The 20,723-nt window shown below is 40.6% G+C and carries 11 protein-coding genes; all 11 read right to left on the reverse strand.

The genetic code is table 11. The annotated features are described in order from the left end of the window. Positions 1–6: 6 nt before the first annotated feature. Positions 7–2,823, reverse strand: a complete 2,817-nt coding sequence (locus tag HMPREF9447_RS12940) for a TonB-dependent receptor (protein WP_044138178.1) — start codon at positions 2,821–2,823, stop codon at positions 7–9. A 265-nt stretch (positions 2,824–3,088) separates the two neighbouring features. Beyond that, entirely contained in the window at positions 3,089–3,775 is a 687-nt protein-coding gene (locus HMPREF9447_RS12945; protein ID WP_009130194.1) for a DUF4998 domain-containing protein, read from the reverse strand. 8 nt (positions 3,776–3,783) lie between these two features. Beyond that, the gene (locus HMPREF9447_RS12950; protein ID WP_009130195.1) at positions 3,784–4,983 is read right to left on the reverse strand and encodes a DUF5000 domain-containing lipoprotein; all 1,200 of its coding nucleotides are present in this window, start codon (positions 4,981–4,983) and stop codon (positions 3,784–3,786) included. Positions 4,984–4,998: 15 nt separating this feature from the next. Then, a complete protein-coding gene (locus tag HMPREF9447_RS12955; protein ID WP_009130196.1) occupies positions 4,999–6,939 on the reverse strand; it encodes a RagB/SusD family nutrient uptake outer membrane protein in 1,941 nt (646 codons plus the stop codon). A gap of 11 nt (positions 6,940–6,950) precedes the next feature. Next, positions 6,951–10,160 (reverse strand): SusC/RagA family TonB-linked outer membrane protein, encoded by a 3,210-nt coding sequence (locus HMPREF9447_RS12960; protein ID WP_009130197.1) that lies wholly within the window; start codon positions 10,158–10,160, stop codon positions 6,951–6,953. A 382-nt stretch (positions 10,161–10,542) separates the two neighbouring features. After that, complete coding sequence (locus HMPREF9447_RS12965; protein ID WP_009130198.1) at positions 10,543–12,120, reverse strand: glycoside hydrolase family 43 protein; 1,578 nt, start codon at positions 12,118–12,120, stop codon at positions 10,543–10,545. Between the two features lie 12 nt (positions 12,121–12,132). Further along, positions 12,133–13,521, reverse strand: a complete 1,389-nt coding sequence (locus tag HMPREF9447_RS12970; protein WP_009130199.1) for a family 43 glycosylhydrolase — start codon at positions 13,519–13,521, stop codon at positions 12,133–12,135. Between the two features lie 215 nt (positions 13,522–13,736). After that, a complete protein-coding gene (locus HMPREF9447_RS12975; protein WP_009130200.1) occupies positions 13,737–15,641 on the reverse strand; it encodes a glycoside hydrolase family 97 protein in 1,905 nt (634 codons plus the stop codon). A 17-nt stretch (positions 15,642–15,658) separates the two neighbouring features. Then, on the reverse strand, positions 15,659–19,198 hold the full coding sequence (locus HMPREF9447_RS12980; protein ID WP_009130201.1) for a glycosyl hydrolase: 3,540 nt from the start codon (positions 19,196–19,198) through the stop codon (positions 15,659–15,661). A 13-nt stretch (positions 19,199–19,211) separates the two neighbouring features. Further along, positions 19,212–19,598, reverse strand: coding sequence for an L-rhamnose mutarotase (locus HMPREF9447_RS12985; RefSeq protein WP_009130202.1), 387 nt, complete (start codon positions 19,596–19,598; stop codon positions 19,212–19,214). 289 nt (positions 19,599–19,887) lie between these two features. Further along, complete coding sequence (locus tag HMPREF9447_RS12990) at positions 19,888–20,634, reverse strand: SGNH/GDSL hydrolase family protein (protein WP_009130203.1); 747 nt, start codon at positions 20,632–20,634, stop codon at positions 19,888–19,890. Between the last annotated feature and the right edge of the window lie 89 nt (positions 20,635–20,723).

Here is a 20,723-nt window from a genome sequence, read left to right on the forward strand (position 1 = left end):
TGATTGTTAGAAGTTGATTTTCACACCTGCATTTACTTTCACTCCGTAATGTTCGCTTTGCATCGTCCGCTCCTTTGTTCCCTGATAGTAGCGTAAGGGCTGGTTCAGCAAATTGGTAGCTTCGGCATAGAACGTTGTTTTCAGTTTTTTTCCGAAGGTATAGCTGGCGTTGGCATCCATATAATTCACTGCATCGTAATAGCGGTCGTAGAACTTCTCCGCTCCCATTTCGTCGATAAATGCCGATGCATAGTTGTAAGAAAGGCGGAGGCTCACGCCGGATTTCTCGAAGAAGAGCGAAGCATTAGCCGTGTGCTCCGGAGAACCCGGCAGGCGCAGACCGCTTTCATTCTCGCGTCCCTCAAAGTTGAAGTTATCCACGCGGGAGTAAGAGTATGTGTATGTTCCGTAGAAACCGATGCACTTCAAGGCCGGGGCTATGAAACTGAAGTCGCGCTGATAGGCTACTTCCACACCCAGCAGGTCGGCGTTGCCCGAGTTGCGCGGCTGGCTGAACTTGGTATACGTGGTTCCGTTGTAATTGTAGTTGCGCATAGTCTGGTCTACGATGAAATCATTGATTTTCTTGTAGAAGACGCCGGCACTGACAAGACCGATGCTCTTGAAGTAATACTCACCGCTCAGGTCTAAGTTATAAGACATGGTCGGTTTCAATCCCGGGTTACCCAAAGAGATGGAGTTGTCGCTGCGCTTAATTGTAATGTTCGGTGCCAGGGCGGAGTACTTGGGGCGGGCAATTGTATTGGTGAACGAGGCGCGCACCTTGAAATCATCATTTACATCATACTTCACAAGAACGGAAGGAAGCACATTCAGATAACTGTCCGACTCGTAGGCTGTGCGGGTGGTCTTGTCTTCGTCCGCATCATACTGGCTACCCGAATATTTCACATGTGTATTCTCCAGACGCAGGCCCAGCATCAAGTCCCACTTCTCACCCAGCTTTTGGTCGAAACGCAGATAACCTGCCGCAACGGTTTCCTTGGCGTTGAAGTTGGTGGCAAGTTCTTCCTGCACCTGGTTCTTCTCAAACAGACTTGCATTGTTCAAGTCAAGTTCTCCCAGATACTCCTTGCTTATGAAACTACCGGCTTTATATTGCTTGCCCGGCATGTATCCGTCCCGGTTCTGGTCTACGGCAGCCGCCAGACTGGCTTTGTCGAAACCGTCTTCATCCAGCGGGGTGTATTCGTAGAAGTCAATCTCTTTATCTTTAGTCTTATGCACCACTTTAGTTCCGAAGCGCAGATGATTGCCGAACTTTCCTTTGGTGAGCGGCAAGCTGAAATCGAGCTTGAACTTGAAATCCTTCTCTTGAATATCTTCCTGCTGCTCCGTCACTTCTTTCAGACTGAAATCGTCGTTCAGATACATAGCCGAACCTTCCTGCGGGGTAAGCAAAGGCTTGCGTTCATCGCTCAAATCCATATTGAACTTCTGTTTCTTCAGTTGATAGTCGATGTAGCGTTCGTTGGGACGTTCTTCGCTGGCTTTGGCATAGTTGACGCTCCACTTCGCGTCCAGTTTGCCAAAGAGGTGCTCGCCGCCAAGAGTGAAGTCCATCGTGCGCTGACGTTCCAGACGGGCATTGCGGTTGTCGGGTGTGCCGCCTTTGGTCTGCACGCGTACAGCGCCTTTGTTGTTGATGGAGCAATATTCGTTGCCATTGTCGTCTTCTTCCAGGTTGATACCTTTCACGTTGAGGCGGTAACGGTTTTCCCAGTCGTTGCGGTTGTTGAAGATACCTTTGAAAGTCAGTTTGTGGTTCTCGTTGATGTCCCAGTCCAGTGCGGCGGAGTAACTCTGACGTTCGCGGGTGACGTAGTATTGGCGCACCTGATAGTCGGTGATGCAGAGTTCTCCGGTTTCTACGTCCTTGTCCCATACAAATTCGATGTCATCCGAGCCGGAAGGGGAGTTCTGATAGGAAGCGGAAAGAATAAGTCCCAGTTTGTCGTTGAAGAAGCGGTCGCCATAGGTGAAACCCAGGTTTAGTTGCGCCTTGTCGCTAATCCAGTTGTAACCTGTTCCGGCGGTGGCGCTGATGAAGCGTTTATAAGGAGAGTTCTTTGTAATCAGATTGATGGAACCGCCGATGGCATCGGCATCCATATCCGGGGTGACTACCTTGTTCACTTCGATGGTCTGTATCATATCTGCCGGGATAAGGTCCAGTTGCACGTTGCGCGTATCGCCTTCGGCAGAAGGGACGCGGTTGCCGTTGATAGTGACGGAACTCATGTCGGCAGAGGTTCCGCGTACTTGTCCGAAGCGGGCTTCACCCTGGTCGTACTGTACGTTGATACCCGAGATGCGTTTCAGTGCATCACCTATGTTGGAGTCGGGAAACTTGCCTACCTGGTCGGCAGACACTACATTCTTGATGCCGAGGCTGTTCTTCTGCGAATTGACGGCGCGGCGTTGTCCCTGGAAAGCACCGCCTACCACAACTTCCTGTAGTTCCACTCCTTCGTTCATCACTACGTCTTTCTCCAAAGTGCGTCCTTCGGGAATGGTTATTTTCAGCTCTACGGGTGAGTAGCCCACATAACTAACTTTTACGGTATATGTCCCCGGTTCGAGGTTGGGGAAGGTGTAGAAGCCGTTGACGTCGCTCGTCACTCCGGCATGCAGCTTTTCGATGTAAACGGAGGCACCCGGGAGGGTTTGCTTCGTGGCATCTATGATGCGGCCGCGCACGGTGCCCTGTTTCACTACGTTTACTTTCTCGTCGGCTTTTGCTGCACTGCCGACTGTTGCAAATAAGAATAAGAGCGTGAATACCTTAACAATGTGTTTCATACCTGTTGTCATTCGTTGATTAATTTGCCGCAAAAGTAGAGACATAACGTTTCATACGTTTTGCGGCAAATTTAAGAATCGGTAACAAATATGATACATTCTGGTTACAGCCTTTTTTATTTGGCATAATGCAGGCTTCGTTTTAAGTATAATATTCTTTTCTTAGAAATTAGGAACTGACCAAAGATATTTGTTTCCATTAATATCTGTATTTTATAATGCGATTTTATGCTTCTTGGCCAGCCCCTATTATTTTGAGAATATCTTATTCTGATATTATTTGTTCTGTAAATTCTGAATAGAAATAATCAATAGCTGTTTCTTCTGGTAGATAAACAGTTCTCCAGCGTAGAACTTTTGATAAATCGCAGTCTTCTATGCGAGTTTCTGTTTCGGCTATTGGTATTTCGATCATTTTTTCATCTCCAGCAGTATTTGTATAATACATTTCACATTTTAATGCATTATTGGCAGGCCTCCATGAAATGATGACCTGTTTTTCCTCAATTCTTAGCTGGTTTATTTTCCTATTGGTGAGATTACTTTCATAGAGCTCTCCGTATACATATCCATCAATGGTAGATTCAATAGAAGAATTTTCCTTCGCATCGAGTGTTGTTATTGAAAATTCATATTGCCCTTCATCCAGTTCACTAATCATTACTTCAAATTTGTCTACGGCTTCTTTGCGTTCAACATCTAATTCTAAAGATTTATCTTCTCCATCCATAGATTGCCACTTGATAATACATTTTTTTTGGGTAACTCCATACATGTAAAGACCTTCTATTAAAATTCTATTCTTACCGGAAGAAGTAGTCAAGGAGTCGACTTTGCCTACATAAATTGTTTCTCCAGCATCTAAATAAGATTCTATATTACTTAACATGCCATCACAGGATGAACAAATAGCAGAAGTAATGCAGAAAATGATAATTATATACTTTTTCATAATTTATTTTATTTATTTTCAACAGGTTTTCCAAAAAAAGAAACCTCCATTATATGGATAAAACGAGCACCAGCAAAGGTGTTTAATGCTTTGAATCGAATATAGCGTACAGGGGGGATATCTGTGGGGAACATAAATTCTTCTCCGGCTGTAGCATATTCTTTATCTTCTGTAGAGAATTGACCCGCTGGTAATCCCGAAGGCTTATAACTTTCACATTTAGTCAATAATGTCCAACCGTCCCAACTTCCACTTTGATCTGGTTTATCAGCGCGTCCCCAGATTTCCCATTCTTTCATATTTCCATGTTGATACAGATAGTTATCTCCTAATCGTTGCCAGTACATATATCGACTGAGTTCAGTAGTTACACCTAAATCGAAAGTAAACCAAACTGGAAATGAGGCAAAGTCTGGTGAATGTGCCATATCCCATTCATCACCATAATTGTGTGAACCATTCCACATTTTTCCCATCCAGTGTCCCCATGCATTCATGGCGATATCATTATCTAATCTGACTTCCTGAAATTTGCTTTTATCTAATTCATATTCTTCCCAAGGAACTACAGTTGTAAATGCTGTATCAGTCCTATTGTCCCATCTGTCTTTGACTATTACTCCAAATACCCGTTCTTTATGTTCGTAGCCTCGTATAGTAACGCTTATTTGTTTGGCAGCTGTATATTGGGTTTGTGCAGTACTCCACTGGTTTAATGAATCAGGAGTGATTACTTCTACTGTAAGATCGCTTGCAGAAGGATTTTTCATGGTGATGGCGATACCACCAAAGGTTTCATTCATTTCAAGAGTATTGTAAGCTTCAATATAAGATGGGGTGAGAGGAACTATTTTACACGTAACAGATTCTCCGACATTTTCCATACGATCCACAGCATAAAAAGTAATAGTTTTTTCTTCAGTGTCTCCAAATCCTTCTACTTTCAACTTGTTGGAATAGGCGGAAACTCGACTTTCCATTTCTTTTCCGGAAGCTAATGTATATTTTGCAACTATATACATGAGATCTTCATCGTCAGGGCTTTTAAAATTTATTTCTGCTCCCCCTGCTTGTGGAATATAAGATAATATTTCTACTTTGCCAGGGGCGGTTCCATCGTTATATCCATAGGGTATATGTAGATTATCTTCCTTGCATCCTATAAACAAGCAGATAAATAAACTGATTATAATATATATTTTCTTCATGTTATATCCTCCGAATTATTGCCAACCTGGGTTTTGAATTAAATTTGGGTTATTTATGATATCGTCGTACTTTAGTGGCCATAAGTAATCCTTTTGCACATATTTCATTTGTGCTATATTACGAATGACATAATAGTCTTCTGTTGTTTCTTGGTCAATGCTCCAACCTCTTACTAATGCATTGTTATAAACACTTCGAGCTAATTTCCAGCGTCGCAAATCATGAAAACGCGACCCTTCTAATGCTAGCTCTATTTGACGTTCTTTACGAATAATTTCACGCATACCTTCTTTCGTAGAGGGCTTTTCGGGATTAACCGAGTATTTACTCCAAGAATCTACGACTCCTTCTAAACCCGATCGCTTTCTTATGATGTCAATGTTATCGTAGACTTCTTTCGGTACAAACTCGCCGTTGTCGGTTGCCTCATTTAGAGCTTCTGCATACATTAAATATAGATCAGCCATACGGACAATGGGGAAGGGATATTCTTCTATTACAGCTGAACTTTCAGATATTATATTTTTGTAATAAACCAGCTTTTTAGCATAATATCCGGTTACTGAATAGTTTGCTAGTTGGCTTTGTCCGGTAATTTGTCCTTTTTTGGCTTCTAGATAATATAAATCATCCGCATGCTCTTTACCATGACCGTACCAGCTTGATCCATCAAAGCCTAATGTTCCATAGAAACGTGGTTCGCGATTGAAATGAAGCTTAACAGTCTGATATCCTTCTTTGATAAAATATTTATCAGTTGCCGTGGCTACAGCAATTTCATAACGGTTATTGTAGTTATTGCTAGTGGCCCACTCTTTATCTTCTTCTATAGGTACACCATTATTGGAATAAAACATCTCTGCAATATCTAAAGTCGGTGAATATGCTCCTTTACAAGTATTTTGTTTTTCTCCATGGAATAATAATATTCTAGGTTGGCACATGCACTGTAGGTCGTATGTATAAGACTTGCCGCATCCCCATACTAATTCTTTATTAAAGCGTTCTGTTACGGCTTGTCTCACATTCATTGAATACATTAAATTTTCAGGGAGATTTTCCAACGTTTCTTCTTTAAAATCATAAAGATCATGTCCGGCTTTTAAAGCTACATCCAAGGCTTCCTTACAGGCATCCGAAGCTGTTTTCCATTTATTCGCGTCATAAGTCTGAGGGAAAAAAGGCTCTCCATCTTTATCTTTGAAATTGGCATAATCTGTATTTCCATTAAATAGTGGACTGGCTGCCAATAATAGTGTCTTGGCTTTGATGGCTAAAGCTGCCGGCTGAGTAATACGTCCCATTTCCGTAGCCTCATTATATATTTTTAGTGGTAAGTCAGTTACAGCCTCGTCAATAAGACCTACTATATAATTAGCAACGGTTTCTATTTTATCCCGTTTTACGCGAACTTCTTCTTCTGGTGCGGATATAGGCAGGTTTACATCCACGATGGGAATAGGACCATACAATTGAAATAAATAGTAATGATAAAAAGCTTTCATTACTTTAATTTCAGCGATCCATCTTCTTCTCTCAGTTTCGTCCAGATCTGCCACTTTGGTTCGATCTGAGACATTCTCAATGAATATGTTACAGTCGCGTATTGCCCGGTATAGCTGTTTTCCTCCATTGCCACCGTCCCAATAATTATTTAAGGGGTCGCTTGTGTTTTGGAGTCCGTTAGCGATTCCAAAAGACCATTTATTGTTAAAACTAGCATCTTCCATGGTATAGAACCATATGTCGTTTCCTGAAGTCAGACCCGGATTATCCCGTTGTGCACCATATAGAGGGATATACGAGTAACACGTTGCTAAGTATTTCTCAGCATTTGTTCTATTGTTAAAAGCCATTTCGATGGTAGCTATGTTATCGGGCACAACATCTAAGAAATCAGTACATCCTGTTAATATGCTGATAGCCATTATACCGAATATTTTTTGAATTTTCATGTTCTTATCATTTAAAAGTTAACATTTAAACCTATATTGTAGACTCTTTGGATGGGGTAGCCTAAACCATTACCACCCATTTCCGGATCCCATAATTTGAATTTGCTGAAAGTTAATAAATTGGTTCCGCTAAGATAGATGCGTACATTTCCTAAACGGACTTTACGTGTCCAACTTTCAGGTAAGGTGTAACCCAATTCCAGTGACTTTAAACGTATAAAAGATCCATCTTGCATCCACCAAGTACTATTCTGTGTGTTATTAGCTATTACTTCATTGGCTAAACGGGGCCAGAAAGCATAAATGTTTCTGTTTGCTTCGGACCAATGGTCATTTGCAATGACTGATAATAGAGCGTTGGAAGATAGTGTATTCTTGTCATCGTCAGTGTCAATGAAAGGAGAGATTTTCTTCGGATCAATCCAAAAAGATGTGCGAGCATTTCCTTGGAAGAAAACAGAAAGGTCCCAATTTTTGTAACCGGTTGACAATCCAAAACCATAAGTAATTTCCGGTGTTGTAGGATATCCTATAGGCACTTTATCTGCTTCTGTTATTTGTCCATCATTGTTTATATCTTTATACTTGATGTCACCGGCCATCACTCGGTCTCCGAAGTTTTGTGTCGGTGAATTGGCTATATCAGCTTCATCCACAAATAATCGTTCTGCTATGAGTCCCCAACTTTGACTTAAATTCTGTCCTACCTTACTTCGCCATGGAGTACCTGCTCCTACATAGTCGGGTTCTTCTACTTTTTCATATTTGCTGGTAGCATATGTGAAATTGGCACGTCCACTTACCCAGAAATCCTTATTGATTGAGTGTGAATAGTCGGCAGATAAATCAAATCCTTTTCCGGAAGCTGCTCCTACATTTGCACGTACAGCAGCTGATAAACCCATAGTGGAAGGAATATATTCACGAGTCATCAGTATGCTATTTCTTTTCTCATAAAACAGGTCTGCTTGAATCTCCAGCTTGTTAAATAATCCCAATTCAAAACCGATATTCATTTTTTTTGCTTTCTCCCATGTAATGAACTCGTTGGCATAACGAGATACACTGATACCATTAATATGATTACCCCAGTTAGTGCCGAAATCTTGTCCTTTTCCACTATCGTTCATGTTTACATTTGACAGATAGAAGAAACGGTCATTGACATCTCCAATAGCATCATTACCTACTAGTCCGTAGGTGAATTTCCACTTTAATTTATTGACGGTGTTTTCTAGTGGTTTCCAGAATTTTTCGTTTGACATTAAATATCCCAGACCAAAAGAGGGGAAAAAACCATAGCGTTCGTTATCAGCGAAACGTTCTGAACCGTTATAACCAAAATTGAATTCAGCGAAATAACGTTTATCATACGAGTAAGTGAACCGTCCGGATAAACCTTGATTTTTGTAAGGCAATGATTTCTGTAGATCACCGGCATTGCTGTTTTGTTGTGTTCGGCGAGTAAACACCAACATTCCACTGACTCCATGTGCATCAAAATCACGATTATAATTAGCTGCTATCTCCATATAATTAGTGGTCGTGACATCTTTTGCACCTTCTGTATAATTGAGATATTCAGTTCCTCCATCTGGATTGAGAAGAGTCAGACTATAAGAATTTTCTTGCTGATTGTAGGCTCCTAGGGCGTAATAATAGGGATTGTAGAAACGGGAAACATCCGAATAGACATAACGGGTTGTACTGATAAGTCCACGTATATTTAATCCTTTTGTGATAAAGTCTAAATTTTGCTTCAATTCTCCTTGAGCGACTATGGAAGTACGGCTATAATCTTTGTATCCTTTCACCATATCGGCATACGGATTGATATAAGTACCTTCTCCATAATTACCAAACATTAAATGGGTGTTTTCTGCATACTCTCTGACATTAGGATAAGTCTTCGGAAATAAAACAGGGCTGGTTTTCATTACTTTGTTATACAAAGCATCTCCCCCATCAATAGGTCCACGATAATCATCGAATGAACCATTTACTCGAATGATAGCTTCTGTTGTTTTGGTTAGATTGATATTAATGTTAGAACGGACAGAATATTTTTTAAGACTAATATTACTATTGAAATTGTTTTGTTTATCTACGTTAAGCACTCCATTATCGTTAAAGAAGGATGCTGCTATATAGTATCTGGCTACGTTGCCACCACCACTGATATTTGCGGTTACACGTTGATTCATTGTATATTTATTAAACATCTCATCATACCAATCTACAGCAGGGAAAGCATAAGGATTCAGATTCTTGATAGTGTTGTCTATCTTCGATTGAGAATATGGCAGTACTCCCAATGGATTACGTGTTCTAACCGCTTCATTATGTAGTGTCATGTATGTAATTGGATCAGCGGTTTCAATTGTACGTGCTGGGGTTGATATTGAATTCTCAAGTCTGACATTTACTGTTGCTTTACCTTCTTTACCTTCTTTGGTTGTGACAAGAATTACTCCGTTTGCACCACGTGCACCATATAATGCAGTGGCCGTTGCATCTTTCATTATGGAAAAACTGGCAATGTCATCTACATTTAGACGGGCGAGGTCAGCAGTGGTGAGTTCTACATTGTCAATTAGGATAAGAGGGCTTGCTGCATATCCAAACGTCGTCACACCTCGGATAAAGAAACTTGCATCATCTTTTCCCGGTTCACCGCTGGTTTGATAAGCTATGACTCCTGACATTCTACCGGCAAGGGCTGTTGTCAAGTTACTACTCGGTACTTTCAATTCTGACGGTTTAACGGTAGTAACGGAACTGATAACGCTTTCCTTTTTCTGTTTTGCGAAGGCTACTACGGTTACTTCATCCAATTCGTCAACTTTAGGTTTGAGATATACAGTGTAGTCGTTACTAACTGTTATCTTAATATTTTTAGTTTGATACCCAAGAAAACTAACTAATAATTCATCTCCAATATTGACGGAAATTGAAAATTTACCGTCAATGTCGGTGATGCATCCCCTTGTCGAATTTTTGACAACTACTGTTGCACCTGCTACGGGAGCATTTGTTTCATCATAGATAATTCCTTTTACCTCTTTCTTCTGTTGGTCCACTATGGTAGTGGCATAGACTGTTGCATTTATGTGATTTACAACAGGGAAAAAAGGTGTTCCTGAAAAGCACAAGATCAAAAGAGTTTTTCTTAATCCTTGTGTTGATTGCCAATAATGTTGGCTGGCTAATCGATGTTTCATAATAATTGATTTATATTAGATTAATAGGCATAGTTGTATTGTTCCAGAAAAACGGTAATACAACTTTGCGTGTAACTGTTATGTTCTAGGTCTGGAAATGAGTACTATATTTATGTTCTTTTTTGGGGAAACCTAAGAAATTTCCTTTTAGGAAGTTTCTGTCGAGAATAATAATAAGGTTAATAAAGTTCTGATTCTCATAGGCATTAGTTTTACTTATACTTATATGCAAATGTATGATATTAATAGTATATAGTAATAGGATAAAATATGGAATATCTAGTAAAATATCGACAATTTATCCTTTAAATAATTAATGTTATAGGATTTAGTCGATAATTATATGGAGTATATCGATTTGGATTTGTGCTTAGATTAGCCATTATTTATAATGGCAATAATCTACATCCACAAAGCCGTCTTCTCTTTTATCACTAAAACAGTAGATCCCTATGCGGTCGCCCCGGTAATTTCCCCATACCAATTGATAAGGTTCGCCAAACGACAGGAAGTTATCCCCGTCCAGACTATAATAATAGTGGGATTTACTATCTAACCCCCACTGTGTCCTAAGCCATACATATTGCGACCGGATGGGTATTCCTCTCGTTATGTTATCATTCTTTCTATATTCCAGATAGCAGGCACTCTCTTCTTTTACTATGCCAATAGCCGAATGTTGTGAAGAGAAGTGGCAAAGCCCGTTCTTTTGTCCGTCTTTCATATTGGAAATATCTATCTTTATCACGACATCATTATCCTGCTTTCTGAAAGTCCTCTGCGTAAGTGTATTGCCGGCTTTCAGAAGTTTATCGGCCTCTAAGGGGCGGTAAGCTTTCAGGCGTAACCAGCCCGGACGTTCGGTGAGTGAAAAGTATTCCTTTCTTGGCTGATAGTTCCACTGCCACTGCGGGGCAAGCCGTTCATCGTCGAAATCATCACTACGCTTGATAGATAGTTTCTCAGTATATTTGAAAGGCATCTTTCCACTCCATTTCATTGCACCGATGTTCTGGGGAAGCACTTCACCCGGTATGGGCCAGCCATCTACCCACGTAACTGGTAGCAGACTGACAATTCGCCCGCTCCAGTCTCCCGTGCCGTGGTGGGTAAGGAAATACCAGTTATTATCTTTTCCCGGGATGATGCCTCCCTGATTCGGTTCCATGGCTTCACAACTGGGCAGTGCCAATTGTCTCTCCTCTTTATAGGATCCCGCCAACTTCCTGGAACGCTTTGCCATGACGTAACGGCCCACTCCCGGCTTATGCTCACTGAAAATCAGATAATACCAACCGTTCACCTTAATCAATTTACTGGCTTCCCTGCCACTGCCCGAATGGATGAGTACCGCAGATTTCCGGTCAATACTTTTTCCATCTTCAGCCATTTTAAAGAGATAGGTCTTATATCCGTCGGCAAAATGGGTACCGACAAAGTAGGCTTTCCCGTTGTCATCCCACATTGCAGTACAATCGTCCCAGCCTGCTTCGGCAAGAAGCGGTGTCAGTGGTTTCCACGGACCTTCGGGGTGAGCGGCAGAGGTCATGAAGTACCCTTCGTCGGGTGTACCGAAGAATAAGTAGAAACGCCCGTTATGATGGCGGAGGGTTCCGGCCCACACGCCACGGCCATAGCGGTCCATGCGGGTCCAGTTCAGGGATTCACTTATTTGGGTCAGATCATCTATAATATTGCTGCATATTTCCCAGTTCACCAGGTCTTTGGAATGCAGTAGCGTCATTCCCGGAGAGAACTGGAAGGTGGAGGATATTGCGTAATAGTCTTCACCAACCTGGATACAATCAATATCGCTATAATCTGACGGAATGATGGGGTTCAGGTAGGTACCGTCTTCCTGGTCGCCCCAGTTTTTCCAGTTCCCCCATTCGGCTTGTTGCTGCCCCATCAGGCAGCCGCTAAAATATACGCAAAAGATTAGTGCTAATAGGTGTTTCATAATAACTTCTTATTAGTAAATATTCCATTCCCAAATTCCTTTTACGCCCTCTGATATCTTTATCCTGAGATACCGGTATTTCTTGCCTGGTGCATCCGTATGCGGTGACTGTATTCTTATATCTTCATATCCTCCACAAGCCTTCCATACCTTTCCATCGTTCGAACCTTCAAGCAGATAGGCATGTCCGGCTGTGGGACGCACAAAGTAGACTTCACTGCGGCGCACCTTCCTGGTTGTTCCCAAATCTGCAACAATCCAGCTTTGATTATCCCTGTCAGCCGCCATCCACCGCGAGCCATTGGCTCCGTCTGCTGCAAAAGCGGGAACGAAATATTCTGTTCGGCGGCACAAAGTATCCTTCATCGGTTTGATGTGTAAAGGCTCTGCTATACTGGACGCATAAATGGTGTCTACCTTTATTTTCTTCTCCTGTTTTACCTTCCGCAAAGCGCCCACTCCTTCCAGACTAAGTTCGACAGGCCTGATTGTGCCGTCTTCATTAAACTCCAATCGGTTTACATAAGTTTGCCGGTTTGTACTACGCCGTCCAAACTCCAGATAAGCGAAATAATAATCATCCGTTCCTTCCGGACTGAATACACAACCATGTCCCGGGCCGAAGACCCCCTTCTTATAATCAGTCGTGGAAATGATATCCTGCTTGGGAAATTCAAACGGTCCCATTGGAGAAATCTTGCTCATCACATAGGCGTACTGATACTTTTCGTCTCCTCCAATGGTGTATAAATAATAGTATATTCCTTTTCTTTTAAAGAAAATGGGTCCTTCGGAATATTCTTTGCGGGGAGTGGAGATCATTTGAATGTCCGAATCCACCGTTATCATGTCTTTATTAAGTTTAGCCACATGCCTGCGTCCCCAGAACACATAAGCCTGACCGTCGTCATCAATAAACACCTCGGCATCAATGCCTCCGGGATCTTCTGTTTGTAATAAGGTGGAAGTCGTGAAAGGTTTATGAAACTCATCTTTTCCACGGGCCAGCCTGAAAGGACCATCCGGGCTATCCGCTACTGCGGGATACATATATCCGTTTATTGTCGGATAGATGTAGTATTTGTCATTGGCTGGAACAACTTTACTGGGGGCCCAGTACTTTTCTTTCGCGGCAGAAGGGAAATAAGTACCGTCAAAGCTCCAATGAACAAAGTCCTTTGATTTCCATACCACAGGCGGTCCCGAAGTTTCCAATCCCCGGCCATATCCGTCAGTGGTAGCATAACAATAGAACGTTCCGTCTATTTCCTGAATGCTTGCATCTGCAATCATATCAGGTATCAAGGCATTACCGAAAGGATTACTTGCTTCTGTCTGCGCTGTTATTGGCTCTGAAATCAGAACCCCTAACATTAAACTGGTAAAAAGACTTTTCTTCATATAATTATAATCGTTTTTAGTTACATCTATTTTAAGAAAAAACAAAGTAAAGCCTTTCTATCAATAAGAAGGTATACAAACAGGTTATAAAAGGGATAAAAATCTTTCATGGCACAATTAAATAATCAGATGAAGGGCTTGAAATTATGGATTACAATATAATTCGTATAAATATACTGGGAACTTAATATTGTTGGAACAAATTACTTGTTCGATTATTCTTGTAATTTAAAACATGCGACAAATCCCCCTTCTGGAAGCCATTCAGTTTCTATTTTATCGTATTTGCTTACTTGATTGCAAGATGTACATATCTGAGTCGCTTTTTTACCATCTGTGAACAGTTCCATCTGATAATTAGCATCTTGTAGGAAATCTAAAACAACAGTTAATTTCTTATGAGAAGTTGTTCCGTTGATTCCTGCTAAATACCATGTTGTTCCTTTCCTACGTGCAAGTACGATATATTCTCCCGGGTATCCTTCAATAAATCGGGTGTCATCCCACGCTGTTGGTACTTTGCTCATGAATGATTTGACTTCATCGGATGATTGGTAGAAACCTTCAGGTCTATCTGCCCAGTGCTGTATGCCGGACTCGAAAATGATAGATAGTGCTAGTTCATGAGTATTTGTCGTATGGTGAGGATGTTGTGAATTTGTAAAAGCTACAGGAGTATAGTCCATGGGACCTACTACGTTTCTGGTGAAAGAATAAGTGCAGTTCAGACGTGATGCAGCTGTAGTCATGTAGGGGCTGTTATTATACTGTTCTGCTCCGTATACTGCCTCCATTGACATTAAGTGCGGATAGGTTCGACTCCATCCTCTGGGTAAGGTGCAGCCATGGAAGTTAACCATCAGTTTATGTTTTGCTGCGTCTTCCAGAATATCTAAGTAGTAATTAACCATGTGTTGCTTGTCACTTTCAAAGAAATCGACCTTAATGCCGGCAAATCCCATTTCTTTGAGTTTTCTAAATTCTTTTTTTCTGTTTTCTTTAGTTATCAATCTGTCTCTTGGAGTACTTGACACGCGATTGTGCGCTCCTCCGGAATTATACCAGATGAGAGGTTTGACACCTTTGGAAATTGCGTAGGCTGCCGCATCCTCAAGCGTGCCGCCATTTTGCATTTGATCCCATTCCCAGTCGAACAAAACATATTCCCACTGCATTGAAGCAGCCAGGTCAACATACTCACAACATTTTTTGTAATCTTTTGTCCCGTGGTTATACGCCCAATATATCCATGATGCTGATCCTGGTAAAATCCAATCTGTTTCTTTTAGCAAGCATGGGGTACTTACATCTTCTACTAAAGTTGATTCAACAATATTCTTTAGTTCTCCTAAAATGATAACTCTCCAGGGAGAGGACCATGGAGCGTGGGTTGTCGGATAGGTGGATCCTACTCCATTTCCTTCTTCCTTGTGTGGATAAGCTATTTGATAATACTCACAATGAGTCGTGTTCGCTAAATGTGTAGCGCAATAATTTCGGTCGATATTGGCTTCTGTCAGAAGTGCCCAACATCCATTGTGGCGGATTAATGCAGGGTATCCCCATTCTCCTTGGGAAATGCTTCCTTTTTCGTGTGGGAAATCTCCTTCATAGTGCGGAATGTACTTCTGCATCCATCGGTCGGCTTCCCGATGGATGCGATAAGTGGTGAATTCATTTGTAAACAGCAGAGAGTCGGGTTGCTCTTCAGATAAAGCATAGCGAAAACAGACCCCATCATTATATACTCTGAACTCAATATTCAGTTTTTGTTTTAGCGTATTTTCCAGGTATATTGTGAATGCATTTCCAATGTTACTGCAAGAACTTCTTTTTCCATGGATAGCAGGATACTGTTCTTGAATGACTGTCTTTTCTGAGAATCCCAAACATTTCATATCATTATAAAATGTTTGATTTTGCTCTTGTATACCAAATCTGATCTCAGGAATAATTGATTTTTTCTGGTATAGGACTGTTGCAATTATATGTTCCTGTTTTTGACTTATAACCAGTTGTATCTTTTTATCAGGAGAGTATAAAGATTGTAGCGGCTTGGCTATAGTTACTGTGCTACATACTAATAATATTCCCCAAAAGGCAAGTAAATTTCTGAGCATAGTTTCTTTTTTATGGATTATTGGTAATTGATTATTTTCACAGGCCCCAGTAAGCCAGATACAGGCTCTCCTCTATATGCAGATGGGATACTCTGATAATGATTAGAGAGAGTGCTGTATACTAGTACCTCTATCCGGTTGCTACCACTTTTGATATAACTGCTAATATCAACTTTATAGGGTGAATGCATCAATATGTCTACTTCTTTTCCGTTGATTTTGACTTGACAAGTAGCATTGACCTTACCTAAGTCCAAGAATGTCTTTTGAGTGTGGACATTTTGGGGTAAATTGATGTTCTTGATATAGTTTATACCTCCGGAGTAAAATTGCAATGCTCCGAAATCTGTCCAGTTTCCGGCAGGCAGCTTTCCTCCTTTACATTCCATTTTTACGGGAGTTGTAAAGAATGCAGGACCAATGTTGCCAGGCTCCGGTTCGGCACTCATTGTAATGGTACATATTCCAGATGTGTAGTATTTCCCCAAGTATAGTGAATAGTCATTGGCGCTAATATGTTTTAGATTCTTCATTGAGATGGGCTTGTCGTCTATCCATAATTGGTTTATTTTTCCTTTTAACTGCATCTTTAATACTTGTGTACCGGGGGCTGTTTTAAATTGATATACCCATATACCCGAATCATCTTTTCGAGTGCTATATGAAAGATGTTTGGTTTGAAACCATTTCATGGCTATAATGGTGTCATATGCATAGTTTTCTTTGATATCTGGATAATCAGAGGGATAGAAGACAATAGCACTACGTTTTCGGTTGTCTATACTATTGCTTTTCTTTTCTGCTAGTATGTAACTTCCTTTAGGAGTGTTGGCATAGGCAAATATCAGTTGATGCCATCCTTTTTTCATTTCAATGATCTTTTGTTTGATAGGGCTTCCATCCAAATAACAGAAATCAGGTCTTTCGCCTTCTTGAACCATTCGGTATAGACGAGTCTCCGGTGCATATACGTATGTCCTGAAAACTTGATGGCCTCCTTGATCTAAAATAATAAAACGATTATCCACTTTGCCTTTTAGCCCATGAAAGCCCTGGCTTCCGGGGTTGTCATAAACCCCGTATTGCCATGAGTAACAGTAAGGAGCCCATTTTCTGTTCGAAAGTCCATTGGAAAGTATATCTTCCAGCACTTCTGTATTAGGCAGAGTAAGGGTTTCCATATAGGGTGCATATCCATATACTCCGTGATTTGCTAATTGAAATCCTTTTTCAATCGTAAATTTATTGCCGGCCGGGATGAATTGGTAGGCAAATTTTCTGGCTTCTGGTCCGATTATTTCATTTGTAGCCGGTAACCGGAAATCCCCCCATTTGTTATTCATCGTAGGCATTATTTCAATTTCCCATTCTCCTTCAAGAGGAATTTCCTGGACAATTTGGAGTTCAGCTTGCTTATTGTTATCGTAAGACGGTGTACCCGGTGTGAATACAAATAATTTAGATTCGTTGTATTCAGCATCATATTTTATCCAGGTACCTTCTTCTGTTTGTCTGAGAATGGGAATTTCTGTGATAACTCCATTCTTAGCATTCCAATATTCTACTTTTCCTTTACTCCTGAAGAAAATCTCATTTCCTTTCTGAATATTCATAACCATATACACATCTTGATTGCCGATTTTACGGTGGAGAACTTTGCCCTTTTGATTTTGGACTTGGAAATCGGGGGTGATCAGAGATGTGATTCGTTGTGATATGTTTTTGATATCTGATTCATGAATTCTATTTCTTTTAAAAATTTCATGTAATATAGTCTCTACTTGACTGTCCTTTTCTCCGATTCGGGTGGTTGCTTTGGGCAACTTTCCTACTGCTATGACGATGCCTCCTTTTTTATAGAATTCGTAGATTTTGAGTAGAGTTTCATAGTGTAGGGCTTTCATATCAGCAAGAATCAGGACTTTGTATTTCTCATCAGAGATATGGAGTTGCTTGGAGTCAACTTCTGCACATTGAAGGGATTGGTAATCAATGAAATCGTAGTCCAAACCACATTCACTAAGATTATCTGTCAATTTCCAGAGAATATCGGCATTAGCTTCAGGATATGCTTGCATGGACTCTGTAGGATACATTACGGCAATATCACATACATGAGTGCCTTGACTGAGTATAAAACTCATTCTTTCTGCATATTTTAGCCAGAATTTCATGTGCGGCCAATAGGGCATGCGAAAGTGAAAACAAGGTGGTGCCCATTCCCACCAGCCGCCGTGAGTAGAATAATAAAGTCCATGTAGGCATAGTAAATTGCCTCCGGCAATCATGTGTTGATCTAATTGCGATGTAAGCCATTCTCCGTTACTATCCCAGCCCATGCTGTGAAAAGCCTCTAACCATGTACGTGGACGCTTATATAAATGGGCTACTGAGCTTGATACTTTAGTCTGCCGAAAACTCGATCCTCTTGCTGGGGCATCGTTGCCGGGAGCTGTGTACCAACTGATAGCTCTAAAATAATCCATATACTGTAATGGCTCAAGTCCTCGTCCATTATTATCGCATCCATAGATCAGTCCGCGGTTATTATGCCAGTCAAATACAGGTTTGAAGTAACGTTCTTCTGCCAACTCTGTGACTATTTGTGCGTAATCAAGCCTGATTTTAGGGGTTATTTCCCCTATATATTCCCATAAAGCGGGTAGATAGGGAAGGATGTCATACCCTTTTCTGCTTTTAAATGTCTCCTGCATGTCTTCACACCAAGAGTGGATGTTCAAGTTATAATGTAGTTCGTCCTGAAAAAAGTAGTTCAAGCCTTTTTTCCCTTGTGCATCCAGTTTATTTTCAAAGCGATTGAAATAAACCTCAACTAATCTTTCTCCATATTGGGGATGAAGTTCAGGAGACTCGGTGGTGTAAACGATATATACCTTCTTCTCTTCTTCTATTTGTGGATGCCATTTTAGTTGTCCGTTTTGGGTATATCTACCTAGATCAATCTTTCCTGGATACGCTGTGATGGAAAGGGTATGTTTAGGAAGAGTGATATCTAGTTTCTCACCGGGACGAATGGTATAACTACTATAATGCAGCCGCCCTTGATAGTTTTTGAAATCGGATGTTTGTAATACTTCGTCTACATAAAACCCGTTCTTTGCCCATCCGACAACGTAATCATCCACTCCCAAGCCAATATTTCTTTTGGCACACTCACTGGAGAATTGATTCCATAATTTCCACCATTCTGCTGTATAGAATCCAGGTATTCCGGCATCGGCCCGTCCGAAGCTACCGTATCCTTGTGCGTTGAGTTCGATATCTACTTCCGGATGTGTATGGATGTAACTTACAGATAACCCATCAGTTGATGCATCGCTTAGAATGGAAAGTTGATCCATTAAACGGTCATAGTTTAAGGAGTCTCCATTCCACCAGTAGAAGGGAATGTTTCCGTATCCTTTGGGGGGATTGGCGAAATTAGAGTTTAAGTCAATATCTCCGTTCCGTGAGGGATATCCCTGATATTTCAGAGACTGGGAGTAAAGTCCTATACATAATAGGCTTAAGATATTGTATGCGATAAATCTGTTCATATTGTTCTTATTTTTAGTCATATAAATAAAACATACGTTCCATTAATTTCCATTTTTCGGCAGATGTGCTCCCTGGTACGCATTTTTGAAATTTTGAAACATACTCTTCCCATTCTTCTTGCCTGGGTAAATGAGATAGCTTATTCATGGCTGTTTCCCAGTCAAAATCGATAGGGGTTTCTACAATCATGAATACTTGGGAGCCTAATATATACATTTCCATTTCTATAATTCCTACGGAGCGGATTCCTTTACGGATTTCGGGCCAAGCTTCCGATTGACTGTGTACTTTGCGGTATTCTGCTATGAGAGTAGCATTATCCTTTAAACTTAATGTTTGGTAATACCTTTTGGTTGGTATTGGATGTTCTTTGACTATATATCCCTGATTTGATGACATAAATATATGTTTTAATTATGATATATTTTTCCCCATGTGTTGACTAGTTCTCCTATACTTCCTTTCTTTTGATTGCATAATGCCATATCCGTGTATAGGGTAGCACACCATGGGCTAGATTGTTTTAATAATTTTCATTCTTTTCAAAGTTGATTATTTATTATAATGGCCTCTTCTATTATTTTGATAGTAGAACAAAAATATCGAAAAGTGAACTTTTGGGGATTCTAATCAATAGACTATATTGCTGTCCTAATTATACTTTGTTTAGATATTTGATGCTTTGAAATTACAATTTTACATGTTTTATCCATAGATCTGCCATATGCTGATGACCTGCAGGAGTAGGGTGAATACCATCCCAAATCCAATATGTATCTTTGGATGTTGGAATGGTTCTCAATATTTCGTCAAACATTGTATTATAAGGGAGATAGACAGCTTTGTAATCTCTCGAAATACGTTCAACAATCTTTGCACAGCAACGTACTAGGCTGTCACGCTTTGCAAAATTTGGACTTTTACGCATACTGCCAGTGTTTGCTACAAAGGGTGCACATAGTACAATCTTTAGATTCGGATTAGCTTGTAGGGAGCGGTTGAGCAATGAACAGTAACGCTTTTTCCATACCTCAAAATCAAAAGGTTGTTTTTGGTTTCCTTGCAAATAGAAATGTATGTCGTTGGTTCCAATTAATATGGAGAGAATATCCGGCTTTATATCGATAGCATCCGTTTCCCAACGCTTTTCCATGTCTTCTAGTGTATTTCCACTGATGCCTCGGTTGAAAAACTCATATTCTTTTTCTGGATAATTGCCTTGATAATAGGTAGCACATAGATACATGTAGCCACTGCCATAAATGTGGTTCATATCCCAAAGTGTACGTTCGGAAGAGGGTTTGGCAGTGCCGCAACTATTTCCCCAATTGCCGTCTGTTATGGAATCGCCAATGAATAGTACACGTACTCCACCGGCAGTGGCAGATAGTGTTACAAATAAAATCCCAATTACAAAAGTTACTATCCTTTTCATAAGTTATATTAATTATCTGATTATTCTTGTTTCCAATTATAAAATGATATTTTCAGACTTCCTATTTCATAAGTTAGTGTAAGTAAGAC

This window comes from Bacteroides oleiciplenus YIT 12058, from assembly GCF_000315485.1.
In the GTDB taxonomy this organism is placed as follows: domain Bacteria; phylum Bacteroidota; class Bacteroidia; order Bacteroidales; family Bacteroidaceae; genus Bacteroides; species Bacteroides oleiciplenus.

Coding starts and splice junctions, on each gene's coding strand:
- HMPREF9447_RS12940 (WP_044138178.1), bottom strand. CDS start 2,823: ATGAAACACATTGTTAAGGTATTCACGCTCTTATTCTTATTTGCAACA.
- HMPREF9447_RS12945 (WP_009130194.1), bottom strand. CDS start 3,775: ATGAAAAAGTATATAATTATCATTTTCTGCATTACTTCTGCTATTTGT.
- HMPREF9447_RS12950 (WP_009130195.1), bottom strand. CDS start 4,983: ATGAAGAAAATATATATTATAATCAGTTTATTTATCTGCTTGTTTATA.
- HMPREF9447_RS12955 (WP_009130196.1), bottom strand. CDS start 6,939: ATGAAAATTCAAAAAATATTCGGTATAATGGCTATCAGCATATTAACA.
- HMPREF9447_RS12960 (WP_009130197.1), bottom strand. CDS start 10,160: ATGAAACATCGATTAGCCAGCCAACATTATTGGCAATCAACACAAGGA.
- HMPREF9447_RS12965 (WP_009130198.1), bottom strand. CDS start 12,120: ATGAAACACCTATTAGCACTAATCTTTTGCGTATATTTTAGCGGCTGC.
- HMPREF9447_RS12970 (WP_009130199.1), bottom strand. CDS start 13,521: ATGAAGAAAAGTCTTTTTACCAGTTTAATGTTAGGGGTTCTGATTTCA.
- HMPREF9447_RS12975 (WP_009130200.1), bottom strand. CDS start 15,641: ATGCTCAGAAATTTACTTGCCTTTTGGGGAATATTATTAGTATGTAGC.
- HMPREF9447_RS12980 (WP_009130201.1), bottom strand. CDS start 19,198: ATGAACAGATTTATCGCATACAATATCTTAAGCCTATTATGTATAGGA.
- HMPREF9447_RS12985 (WP_009130202.1), bottom strand. CDS start 19,598: ATGTCATCAAATCAGGGATATATAGTCAAAGAACATCCAATACCAACC.
- HMPREF9447_RS12990 (WP_009130203.1), bottom strand. CDS start 20,634: ATGAAAAGGATAGTAACTTTTGTAATTGGGATTTTATTTGTAACACTA.